The 10492-nt window shown below is 66.8% G+C and carries 7 protein-coding genes and 1 pseudogene; all 8 read left to right on the forward strand.

Going from position 1 to position 10492, the window contains the following annotated elements; translation table 11 throughout:
- Positions 1-340: 340 nt before the first annotated feature.
- Positions 341-763 (forward strand): annotated as a pseudogene (locus Q1L59_RS00330) (transposase); the annotation flags it as partial.
- Between the two features lie 605 nt (positions 764-1368).
- Positions 1369-3318, forward strand: coding sequence for a DNA topoisomerase IV subunit B (locus tag Q1L59_RS00335; protein WP_300327310.1), 1950 nt, complete (start codon positions 1369-1371; stop codon positions 3316-3318).
- A gap of 8 nt (positions 3319-3326) precedes the next feature.
- A complete protein-coding gene (locus Q1L59_RS00340) occupies positions 3327-5696 on the forward strand; it encodes a DNA topoisomerase IV subunit A (RefSeq protein ID WP_300327311.1) in 2370 nt (789 codons plus the stop codon).
- 85 nt (positions 5697-5781) lie between these two features.
- A complete protein-coding gene (locus tag Q1L59_RS00345) occupies positions 5782-6252 on the forward strand; it encodes a CreA family protein (RefSeq protein WP_300327316.1) in 471 nt (156 codons plus the stop codon).
- Position 6253: 1 nt separating this feature from the next.
- A complete protein-coding gene (locus Q1L59_RS00350) occupies positions 6254-7522 on the forward strand; it encodes a class I SAM-dependent methyltransferase (protein ID WP_300327312.1) in 1269 nt (422 codons plus the stop codon).
- A complete protein-coding gene (locus Q1L59_RS00355) occupies positions 7519-8190 on the forward strand; it encodes an HAD family hydrolase (protein ID WP_300327313.1) in 672 nt (223 codons plus the stop codon). Before Q1L59_RS00350 ends, Q1L59_RS00355 begins: the two co-directional genes overlap by 4 nt.
- A 239-nt stretch (positions 8191-8429) precedes the next feature.
- Complete coding sequence (gene gshA, locus Q1L59_RS00360; RefSeq protein WP_300327314.1) at positions 8430-9740, forward strand: glutamate--cysteine ligase; 1311 nt, start codon at positions 8430-8432, stop codon at positions 9738-9740.
- The coding region (gene gshB, locus Q1L59_RS00365; protein WP_300327315.1) for a glutathione synthase at positions 9731-10492 on the forward strand (762 nt) is incomplete at its 3' end. The genes gshA and gshB, both read left to right, overlap by 10 nt.

Raw genomic sequence — 10492 nt, forward strand, 5'->3', positions numbered from 1 at the left:
ATAGTACCGGGCAAGCTCAGCGACCGCGTCGGTGTAGGCTTCCTGGGTCCGTGCCGCCATTCCTCGCAGGCACATGGCGTCTTGCATGCGCTTACGCAACTCACTCATGACTCTCTCCTCGATGGCTGCGGGGACGTCCCCCGCAGCGGGGAGGATCAGGACTCGTCAGCGATGTGGGAAGCTGGCTGACGAGCGGTCAGGCGGCTGGCCGAGGGCGTGGGCGTGGGCGAACTGGCGCAGTGGTGCCGACCCAAAAAAAGAAGGCGCCGGGGTGACTACACCAGCGCGCAGCGCTTTAGTTCAATGTCGCCGATAACCGGCACGACGCGGCGGGCCAGCGCTGGGCGAGCATCTTTTACCTGGCAAGGGGACAGACTGTGGTGTCACGGCGAAAGACAATCGGCGCTTTGTCGAAACCGTGCTATGGATCATGCACACCGGCAGCCCGCGGCGCGACTTGCCTCAGGAACTCCGACATTGGCGCCGGACGTTCGTTCGCTTCTCGCTCTGGCGCGAGAAGGGCGTCTGAGATCGCTTTGCGACGGCGCTGTCTGGGGGAGAGGCCGAGGCACTGATCAAGGATCAGCCTGTGGAATTCGTCGTGGCTGACAAAGGCTACGACTCCGATGCCCTCGTCGAGACAATCACTGCACCGGACAGCCAAGCGCTTGTCCCGGCGCGTCCCCATCGGCTTACAACCCGTCCATTCGCTCGGCACATCGACAAAAGCCGCTATCTGATCGAACGTTGCTTCAATCGCAACTAGCCATTCAGACGCATCGCCACGCGCTACGACGAGCGCGCCAAGTCCTTCATGTCGTCCGTTCATCTCGTTTGCGCTATCGTCTGGCTGGCTCAATTGAGCACACACCCTGGCAAGAAGCGCAGTAGCGCCAGCGTCTTGATCGCCCGATGCGTTGCCGCGATCCGCTGGCTCGCCGAGCGCGCGATATTCGGGTCGCTCGTGCTGACCCGCGAAAAGGCGCGCTGACTGACCGGCAGAATGCTGAGACGACCCGCGGCGTCCGCCCGCGGTTATGACGCGCAGCGGAAAGCTGCTAGACTGCGCGCCTGGAAAAATTGCCCCGCCCTGCCCGGCGCCCGCCGGGCGGGCGACCCAGGCTTTGCGCTGGCCGCCCCGCCGGCCAGGTCTCGTTGGAATTACAGCATGATACCTTTCCTGAGTGCCCTTTGCCTGAGCCCCTCGTGCGCGGCGGCGGGCGCCTGAACGCGCATGCCTGAAGCATTTTCGCGCAAGCTTGCAAGTCGCCGGGTGTCGCCGCGGCGGGGCTCGACCAAGGCGGCACTGGCCGCCCGCTCGTCGCCCTGGACTGCCCCCGACCGCGCGCCGGAAGCGCCCGTCTGCCGATGAGTTACACGGCTGAATCGATTGCCGTACTCAAGGGGTTGGAGCCGGTGCGGCATCGCCCCGGCATGTACACGCGCACCGATTGTCCCTTGCACATCATCCAGGAGGCGATCGACAACGCGGCTGACGAGGCGCTTGGCGGGCATTGCAAGCGGATCAGCGTGACCGTGCATCGCGACCATTCGGTCACCGTCGAGGACGACGGACGCGGGATTCCGGTCGAGATCCACCCGCTGGAAAAGGTTCCGACGGTCGAGGTCGTGTTTACCCGGCTGCACGCTGGCGGCAAGTTCAACAAGGACGACAGTGCTTCGGCGTATCGTTTCTCCGGCGGGCTGCACGGGGTCGGCGTTTCGGTGACCAATGCCTTGTCGACCCGCCTCGAGGTCGAAGTCGTGCGCGACGGCGCACGCCACCGGATGGCGTTCGCCGGCGGTGCCGTCGCCGAGCCGCTCGCACGGATCGGCGACGCGCCGAAGCGCGCCAGCGGAACGCGCGTACGCGCCTGGCCCGACCCGACGTTTTTCGATTCGCCGGTCATTCCCCAGGCGCAGCTTGAACGTCTCTTGCGCAGCAAGGCCTTGCTGCTGCCCGGCCTGCAAGTCTCGCTGAGCGTCGAGGATGGCGCGCAGAACCACTGGTGCTTTGCCAACGGCATGCAGCAGTATCTGGCCGAGCAGGTCGAAGCCGACCCGGTGGCACCGGTCTTTTGCAGCGAGAAGTACGCGCTGCGGGGCGACGAGAGCTTCCCGCTTGGCTCGGGCGCGGCGTGGGCGATCTGCTGGACGGCCGAGGGTGGGCTGACGCGCGAGTCCTACGTCAATCTGATTCCGACGCCGGCCGGCGGAACGCACGAGGCGGGCTTGCGCCAGGCGACGCTGGACGCGATTCGCAGCTTTGCCGAGCATCATGCCTTGCTGCCGAAAGGCGTCAAGCTGGCGGGCGAGGATGTTTTCGCGCGGGCCAGCTTCGTCCTCGCGGTGCGCATGCTCGATCCTTCGTTCCAGGGGCAGACGAAGGAGCGTCTGAACTCGCGCGATGCCGTCGCGCTGGTCGCCCGCATGTTGCGCGATCCGCTCGAGCTCTGGCTGAACGAACATCCGGACGCCGCCAAGCGAATTGCCGACCTGGCCATCCGTGCCGCCCAGGCGCGCGCGCGCGCCGGCCAGAAGGTCGAGAAGCGCAAGCAGTCGGCGGTCGCCATCCTGCCCGGCAAGCTCTCCGACTGCCAGAGCGAAGACGTCGAGCGCAACGAAATCTTTCTCGTCGAGGGCGATTCCGCCGGCGGCTCGGCGAAAGCCGGGCGCGACAAGGAGCTCCAGGCGATTCTGCCCTTGCGCGGCAAGGTGCTGAATACCTGGGAGGTGGACGCCGGCAGCCTGTTCGCCAACCGGGAAGTGCACGACATCGCAGTGGCCATCGGTATCGACCCGCACGCGGCGAGCGCGCCCGATTCGGTGCTCGCCAACCTGCGCTACGGCAAGATCGTCATCATGACCGACGCCGACGTCGATGGCTCGCACATCCGGGTGCTTTTGTGCACACTGTTCTACCGTCATTTCCCCAAGCTGGTGGCGAGCGGTCATCTCTATTTCGCGCAACCGCCGCTCTATCGCCTCGACGTTCCCGGTCAGGGCAAGAACCGTCCGCCGCGCAAGATTTATGCGCTCGACGGCGCCGAACGCGAAGCCTGGCTCGACAAGCTGCGGCTCGAGGGCGTCAAGCCGGAAGCCGTGGCGATCTCGCGTTTCAAGGGGCTGGGCGAAATGAATCCGGAACAACTGTGGGAGACGACGATGTCGCCCGACACGCGCCGTCTGATGCGCGTGCGCATGCCTGGCGCCGACGCCGCGCGGCCGGTGATGAACATGCTGATGGGCAAGAGCGAGTCGGCCGGGCGACGCGCGTGGATGGAAGAAAACGGCGCGCTGATCGCCGCCGAAACCTGAGCAAGCGCATGGCGAGAAAAGATTCGACCGGCGATCTGTTTGCCGACCTGCCGCCCGAACTGCCGGCGACAGCGCCGCCCGCACCACCGGCTGCACCGGGCGGCGTGCCGGCGAGCGCCGGCGAGGACGACGACAGCGTACTGCTGCACGATTCGGCGGCGCGCGACTACCTGGAATATGCGATCGCCGTCGTCAAGGGACGCGCGCTGCCCGACGTCAAGGACGGCTTGAAGCCAGTCCAGCGCCGCGTGCTCTACGCGATGCGCGAACTCGGTCTGTCGGCGACCGCCAAACCGGTCAAGTCGGCGCGCGTCGTCGGCGACGTGATCGGCAAGTACCACCCGCATGGCGATACTTCAGCCTACGACGCGATGGTGCGCGTCGCGCAACCCTTCATGCTGCGCTACCCGCTGGTCGATGGGCAGGGCAACTTCGGTTCGCGCGATGGCGACAACGCAGCGGCGATGCGGTACACCGAGGCGCGTCTGACGCCGATCGCCGAGTTGCTGCTCGCCGAACTGGGCGAAGGAACGGTCGATTTTCAGCCGAACTACGACGGTTCCTTCGACGAACCGGCGTTTCTGCCCGCGCGTCTGCCTTTCGTCCTGCTCAACGGCGCTTCCGGAATTGCCGTCGGCATGGCGACCGAGATCCCCGCGCACAACCTGCGCGAGGTCGCCGCGGCGGCGATCCACAAGATCGAACAGCCGGCCGCCGGTCTGGCTGAACTGCTGCAGCACCTGCCGGCGCCCGACTACCCGGGCGGCGGGCAGATCATCTCGCCGGCGAGCGACATTGCCGCCGCTTACGCAAGCGGTCGCGGCAGCCTGCGCGTGCGTGCGCGCTACGTCGTCGAAGAACTGGCGCGCGGCGCCTGGCAGGTCGTCTTCCACGAATTACCGCCGGGCGTCTCGTCGGCCAAGGTCCTGTCGGAAGTCGGCGCGCTGCTCAACCCGCAGCCCAAGGTGGGCAAGAAAGTCGTCGAGCAGTCGGCGGCGCAACTGAAGACGCTGCTCGCCTCACAGCTCGAAAGGGCACGCGACGAGTCGGGCAAGGACGACGACGTCCGCCTGGTCTTCGAGCCGACCAGTTCGCGCATCGACCGCCAAGACTTCGTCGCCCTGCTGCTCGCGCACACCAGTCTGGAAACCTCGGTGCCGATCAACCTGGTCGCTGTCGGCATCGACGGCCGGCCGTGCCAAAAGCCGCTCGTCGACCTGATCGGCGAGTGGTGCACCTTCCGACTGAAGACGGTCTACCGGCGCACCGCGTTCCGCCTGCAGAAGGCGGACGACCGCATCCACATTCTGGAAGGCCGGCACATCGTCTTCCTGAACATCGACGAAGTGATTCGCATCATTCGCCAGGCCGACGACCCGAAAGCCGCTTTGATCGAGCGCTTTGCCCTGTCCGACCGGCAGGCGGAAGACATTCTCGAAATCCGGCTGCGCCAGCTCGCGCGTCTCGAAGGCATCCGGATCGAACAGGAGCTCGAGCGCCTGCGCGGCGAGCGCGCCGACCTGATCAAGCTGCTCGGCAGCGACACGCTGCTCCGGCGGCAGACGATCCGCGAGATCCGGTCCGACGCCGAACGCTTCGGCGATGCCCGGCGCACCGTCGTCGAGCCGGCGGCAACCGCCTCGCGCGCGGAAGTCGCTACCGTCGCCGACGAAGCGGTGACCGTCGTCGTCTCGGAAAAGGGCTGGGCGCGCGTCCGCCAGGGGCATGGCCTGGACCTTTCCGGAATCGCCTTCAAGGACGGCGACCGCTTCGCTTCGGCGCGCGAATGCCGCTCGGTCGATTCGCTGGTCATCGTCTCCAGCGAGGGCCGGGCATTCACCGTGGCGATCGCCGGTCTGCCGGACGGGCGCGGCATGGGCGCGCCGCTCAGCTCCTTCGTCGAACTCGGCGGTGGCAGGATCGCGCACGTGCTCACCGGCGCGGCGGACGACGACCTGTTGTTTGCCAAGACGTCCGGCTACGGCTTCGTCTGCAGCTTTGGCGACCTGCTCTCGCGCCAGAAGGCCGGCAAGGCTTTCCTCAGCGTCGAGGAAGGCGCGCAGATCCTGCCGCCGGTACGCCTCGCCGGGCGCGATCACCTCGCCGCGCTGTCCGACGACGGCCGCCTCCTCGTCTTCCCGCTCGACCAGATGAAGCGCTTGAGCGCCGGCAAGGGCGTTCAGCTGATCGGCCTGCGCGAAGGCGAAACGCTGCGCACGGTGCTCGCCACGCGCGGCGCGCAGGTGACGATCCGCGGCACCGTGCGCGGGCGGAGCAAGACGCTGCTCTCCGAGGAACGGCATTGCGGCGCGCGCGCGCGGCGCGGTTCACCGGTCGGACAACTGAGCAACGTCACGCTCGAGGCGGCGACCGACTGACGCTTGCCGCTCAGCCAGCCACCCTTGGCATGCCCCTGCGCCCCGGCCAAACCACTGAACAATGGAGCAAACGATGATTCGACTGATGCGACCCCGGCGGACCAGCGCGGCAGCGGCTTGCCTTTTCAGCCTGCTCAGTCTGCCGGCAGCCGCCGAACAGGTCGGCTGCGTGACCACCGAGTGGAAGCTGATCGGCGCCAATCACCGCGTCTGCGTGGAAAGTTTTGCCGACCCGAAGGTGCCTGGCGTGACCTGCCACGTCAGTCAGGCGCGCACCGGCGGGGTCAGCGGATCGTTCGGGCTGGCGCACGATCCCTCACAGTTCTCGCTCGCCTGTCGGCAGACCGGCCCGATCACGCTGCCCGCCAAGCTGCCGAAAGAGGCGACAGTGTTTGCTGAAGACACCTCGATCCTGTTCAAGGAAACACGCGTCATCCGCCTGTGGGACGAAGCCAACCGGACGCTGGTCTACCTGGCGATCAGCCGCAAGCTGATCGACGGCGCACCCGCCAACAGCATTTCGACCGTCCCGGTGATGCCCTGGGGCAAGCCCTGACGTGCCCGGCAAGGCAGCGCCACCGACTTGCGACGTCGCCGGACTCGGCCAGGTCTTCACGCCGCCGGAGGTCGTCGAACTGATGCTCGGGCTGATCCGCAACCGCGGCCGGACGCTCGAGCCGGGCTGCGGCGACGGCGCTTTTCTGCAGCATCTCGCTTTCGCCGTCGGCATCGAAATCGATCGCCGGCACGCGCCACCCGGCGCGCGCGTGATGGATTTCTTCGCGCTGCCGGAGAGCGAGCGTTTCGTCACGATCATCGGCAATCCGCCCTACGTCCGCTACCAGGACATTGCTCGGGCGACGCGCCAGCTCATTCGCCACAGCGTGCTCGACGGGCGCGCCAACCTCTATCTGCTCTTCATCGAGAAGTGCCTGCGCCATCTGACACCCGGTGGCGAGCTGATCTTCATCACGCCGCGCGACTTCGTCAAAGCGACCTCGGCCGTCCCGCTGAACCGCCTGCTCTTCGCCGCCGGAACGATCACCGAATACGCCGACCTGGGCGATTCGCGGCTGTTCGCCGGCGCACAACCCAACTGCGCCATCTGGCGCTTCCAGCGCGACGACTTTTCGCGCCTGACGCGCTACGCCGAACAAGGAGTAGCGCACGGTCTCGCCGGTCTGGCCCGCCTGAACTGGGAAGAAAGGCATTTCGTCGAAAGCAGCGGCCACCTGATGTTTACTCGCGGCGACTATGGCCTGCACCTGGCCGACATCGCCTGGGTCAAGGTCGGCGCGGTTTCCGGTGCCGACGACCTGTACGCCAGCGAGCAATACGGCAACCGCAACTTCGTCTTCTCAGCCACGGCGAGCACCGGCAAGACGCGCCGCATGCTCTGGTGCGAACCCGGCGATCCACCGCCGGCCGTCCTGCTGCCGCACAAGGAACGTCTGCTGCAACGCCGCGTGCGCCACTTCGACGAAGCGAACTGGTGGCATTGGGGGCGCAGTTACCATCAGTCGGCGCAAACGCGCGTCTACGTGAATGGCCGAACGCGCCGCGCGCAACCTTTCTTCGTTCATCCCTGCCCGGACTACGACGGATCGATCCTGGCCATTTTTCCGCGCAATCCGCAAGTCGACGTGCACGCGCTGGCCGCCGCGCTGAACACGGTCGATTGGGCCGATCTGGGTTTCATCTGCGACGGACGCTTTCTGTTTACCCAGCGCAGCCTGGAAAGGGCGCCGCTACCCGAGAGCTTCCGCGCCTTTGCCGCGCCCGAGACCAAGCTGGTCGATCTGCCCAGAAAAAGGCCCCAGCGATGACGCGAGACACCGCCAAACCGCCCTTGCTGATCTTTGATTGCGACGGCGTCCTGGTCGACAGCGAGCCGATCGCCAGCCGCGTCCTCGCCGAAGCGCTGAGCGAGATCGGTTTTCCCCTCGGCCCACAGCAGGCGATCGAGCGCTACACCGGGATCAGCCTGGCGGCCGTTCTCGCCGCCGTCGAGGCCGAATGGCAGCGGCCACTGCCGGCCGACTTCCGCGCCACGCTGGCCGAACGCGACCGGGCCGCCTTCCGCGCCGAACTGCAAGCCATGCCCGGCGTTGCCCAGGTGCTCGCCGGGCTGCCGCACGCGCGCTGCGTCGCGTCTTCCGGTTCGCTCGACAAGATTCGGCACAACCTGGCGCTGACCGGACTGCTCGACTTCTTCGCGCCGCACGTCTTCAGCGCCGAAATGGTCACCCACGGCAAGCCGGCGCCCGATCTCTTCCTGCTCGCCGCCGCACGCATGTACTCGTCGCCGGCGCGCTGCATCGTCATCGAAGACAGCGTCGCCGGAGTCAGCGCCGCGTGCGCTGCCGGCATGCGCGTACTCGGTTTCTGCGGGGGCGGCCACGCACGACCTGAACTCGCCGATGCGCTGCGCGCCGCCGGCGCGCGCGAGATCTTCACCCGGATGAGCGATCTGCCCGCCCTGCTCGCCGGCTGAGACGCGCCGCTGCAGCTTGCGCAAGGCTCATCGGGCAACTCGTCGGGCGCCTCACTGGTCGCCGCATCAGGCGCCATCAGCGGGCGCTGCACGCCGTGTGCCCGCCGGCCGCCTCGCGCGCGTGCCGGCAGCCGCCAGTGTAGAATGGCGCCTGGACCCACCACGTTCCCGGCTGCAGATGCGGCTGCGCGCCCGAGCATCCGCGCGCGGTCGGCTGCCAACGGGATGGAGACTCGCCCATGGTTCCCCGCCTGACGACGGCCCTTGACGGCCCGCTGCTCGAAATCGAGCGTCGCTTTCTCGACGCGATGCCGGAAATCGAGTGCTGGATGCGCAGTCAATGGCAGGAGCACTCGCCCCCCTTCTACGGCTCGGTCGATCTGCGCAACGCCGGCTTCAAGCTGGCGCCGGTCGACATGAACCTGTTTCCCGGCGGTTTCAACAACCTCGACGCCAGCTTCCGGCCGCTCTGCGTGCAGGCGGCGATGAGCGCGATCGACAAGATCTGCCCGGACGCGCGACGCCTGCTGCTCATTCCGGAAAACCACACGCGCAACACATTCTATCTGCAGAACGTCGCGCAGATCGCGGCGATTCTCCGACTGACCGGACTGGAAGTTCGCCTCGGCTCGCTGCTGCCCGGGCTCGAGCAGGCTACCCCGGTCGAACTGCCGGACGGCAGCAGCCTGCTGCTCGAACCGCTCGTTCGCCGCGGCCAGCGACTTGGCCTGGCCGATTTCGAGCCCTGCGCGATTCTGCTCAACAACGATCTGTCGTCCGGCATCCCGGACGTTCTGCGCGGACTCGGCGAACAGGTGATCCTGCCGCCGCTGCACGCCGGCTGGGCAACGCGCCGCAAGTCGAACCACTTTGCCGCCTACGACGACGTGGCGAACGACTTCGCCCGCCTGGTCGGCATCGACCCGTGGCGGATCAATCCCTACTTTTCGGTCTGCGACGGCGTCGATTTCCACGACCGGCGCGGCGAGGAGTGCCTGGCCGCCAACGTCGCCGGCGTGCTCGAACTGATTCGCGACAAGTACCGGCAATACGATATCGACGAAACCCCCTACGTCGTCGTCAAGGCGGACGCCGGCACCTACGGCATGGGCGTGATGACGGTGCGCAATGCGTCGCAGATCGTAGGCCTCAGTCGCCGGCAACGCAACAAGATGTCGGTCATCAAGGAAGGCATGACGGTCTCGCAGGTGATCATTCAGGAGGGCGTGCATACCTACGAGCAGGTGGGCAGCGGCGAGCAGGAAGGCGTTGCCGAACCGGTCGTCTATATGATCGACCGCTTCGTCGTCGGCGGTTTCTACCGCGTGCACAATCAACGCGGCAAGGACGAGAACCTCAACGCTCCGGGAATGCACTTCGAACCGCTGGCTTTTGAAACCAGTTGCTGCCTGCCCGACCACTGCCAGAATCCGGACGCGGCGCCGAACCGTTTCTACGTCTACGGCGTCGTCGCCCGTCTCGCCCAACTCGCCGCTTCGCTCGAACTCGAACGAACGCGCCCTGCCGAGGAGCCGCCGCCATGCGTATAGCCTTCATCGTCGACCCGCTGGCCTCGCTCAAGGCGTACAAGGACACCAGCATCGCGCTGATGCGCGCCGCGCAGGCGCGCGGCCATGCCGTCTGGACGATCCAGCAGGACGCCATCCACTGGTCGCCGCTGCACGGCGTTTGCGCCGAAGCCGTGCACCTCGAAATGCTCGCCGACGACAAGGACTGGTTCAGCGAAATCGATCGCCACGTCGTCGCGCTGCGCGACTTCCGCGCCGTCCTGATGCGCAAGGACCCGCCTTTCGACCTCGAGTACGTCACCACCACCTGGCTGCTCGAGCGTGCCGAAGCCGAAGGAGCGCGCGTCTTCAACCGGCCGCGCGCGCTGCGCGACCACTCGGAAAAGCTGGCGCTGTGCGAATTCGCCAGCTTCTCGGTGCCGACCGTCGTCGCCCGCCAGGCGTCGGTAATCCATTCGTTCATCGAACTCGAACGCGACACCATCCTCAAGCCGCTCGACGGCATGGGCGGCAGCGGTATCTTCCGCGTCCGGCACGACGATCCAAATCGCAACGTCATCGTCGAAATGCTCGGCGGCAACGGCGCGCGAACGATGATGGTGCAGCGTTACATCCCGGAAATCGCTGACGGCGACAAACGTATCCTGCTCGTCGGCGGCGAAGTCGTTCCCTACTGCCTGGCGCGCATCCCGCAAGCCGGCGAAACGCGCGGCAATCTCGCCGCCGGCGGACGCGGCGTCGCACGCGAACTGAGCGCGCGCGACCGCGTCATC

It is taken from the genome of Accumulibacter sp., assembly GCF_029255125.1.
Classification (GTDB): Bacteria; Pseudomonadota; Gammaproteobacteria; order Burkholderiales; family Rhodocyclaceae; genus Accumulibacter.